This window comes from Bacillus sp. REN16 (genome assembly GCF_020731355.1).
Taxonomy (GTDB): domain Bacteria; phylum Bacillota; class Bacilli; order Bacillales; family Bacillaceae_L; genus Ferdinandcohnia.
The window spans coordinates 1-1,777 of sequence record NZ_JAJFZK010000054.1 but is presented as its reverse complement, the minus strand read 5'-3'; the positions used below and the strand labels follow the sequence as shown (position 1 = coordinate 1,777).

General features: G+C 39.0%; 1 protein-coding gene. It reads right to left on the bottom strand.

Features of this window, described 5'->3' with window-relative positions; translation table 11 throughout:
• Positions 1-317: 317 nt before the first annotated feature.
• Positions 318-1,676 carry an IS110 family transposase gene (locus LKW28_RS22785; protein WP_229142701.1) on the bottom strand — a complete coding sequence of 453 codons (1,359 nt, stop codon included), beginning with the start codon at positions 1,674-1,676 and terminating at the stop codon, positions 318-320.
• Positions 1,677-1,777: the final 101 nt, after the last annotated feature.

Genomic DNA, 1,777 nt, shown 5'->3' with positions numbered 1-1,777 from the left:
AGCGTACAATGTCAAATACTTTTTTCAAGTTTTAGGGTAACTCAAACACACTTACCGTAGTTTCCTTATTCTACCAGTAACAATTAACCAAGTTTTTATTGAAACAGGTGCCATCTTCTTGATTCAGAAATGGGCTTTTCACTCGCTTCTTGGTCTGCATTGATGCAATCTGGCATTGAGTACAAATTGAATATTAACGTACTGATCCGCATTTACAGGACGAGTGGGATAAAGCTAAACATCGAGGTCTGGGCCTCAGGAAATTAGATCCGATCTCCACTCGAACCAAAAGGATGGCACCTATTTAATTTTGTTTTTTAAGCAACTATTGGTAGTGACAGTTTTTTAAAAACTTCTTCTTTGTAATTAAAAGTGGAGTTATTCCACTCAAATGGTTTTTTGTTTTTAAGCATCGCAAAAGCAATTTTTAGGAACTTGTTTCCCATCGCAATATATATGGAACCTGCTTTTTTCCCCTTTTCTTTTAAACGTGTAGAGAAGGGTTTTAGTGCTTCATTATGGACAGAAAGGCTTTTACCGGCAGTGTAAACGGCTCTACGCAAATTCGCATTTCCTTGTTTGGAAATACGGCCATGATAGCCTTCTCCTTTACCAGATTGTTTAATAACAGGGTTTGTTCCAGCCTTTTTTATGAGCTGATTAGCACTTGTATAATGAGTAAGATCGCCCATTTCACAATAAATTTCTGCAGCTGTGACTAGTCCGATTCCTGGAACAGTAAGGAGAAGCAAACCATCTGTATTGATGAGTATGCGTTCGATTTCCTGCTCATAGGTTTGAATGTTTTGAGTATGCCATTCATAATCTTTTAATTTCTGTTTCAAGAGAAAAAGCTCACTAGAGAGGTCTTCTAAAGGTTTAGATACACTTTCATTGGCAGCGAAAAGAAGCTTTTTTATTGTTGTTTTGCGTATCTTTAAATTATGTTCTTTAGAAATTCTCTTTAAGCCTATTTCCCCAAGTTCGAGAATCTGGGAAGCGTGAGGGTAGTGGGTAAGTATATGCAAACTTGCCTTCCCCCAAAAGTCACTAAATATCTTTCTCGTCTTAACTTTTCCCTCTTCCAAAACGCTGTACCCTTGGTATTCCCGCCAGATGTGGTCGTGAAAGGTACGGATCTCCGTTTTGATCCGTGAGCGCTTATTGATTTCGCTTCTTCTAGCTCGGGTAAGATTTTGGAGCTTTCTATATTCACCGGCAGAAAGCGTGGCGTTCGTCGCTTTATTACCCACCAATGCCTCGGCAATCAGGTATAAATCGATATCATCCGTTTTGGTATAAGTGAGGTGTTGTTTTCGCTCCTCATGTGTGGAAGCAGGATTAATCATGTGAACAGAGAACCCTTCGGTTGTTAAAATACGAACTATATCTTCGTAATAATGACCAGTGGCTTCTATGCCCACAAAAATCCGCTCAGCCTGGCATGTCTGTTTCGCCTCCTCCATCTTTTGGATTAGGCACTTCATTCCAGTCTGATTGACCATGAAGGCAAATGGAGTATGGACTACATCGCCAAAATAATTCAGGATCATTGCTTTCTGTACAACCTTTGAAGCATCGATGGGAATAATCAATACTTTTTCTAAATCAGCACCTTTAAGTTCTTTTGCGAATTGACTTCTTCTTAAACCTTGTTTACCATTAAGTAGTCTCATTGACTATGACCTCCTTTGGTTGGCTGGATGATTGAGTAAACTTGGTTAAGTACTTCAATCGTAGCATAGTCATGGGACTTTTTTGTGTCTGAAAACATTAT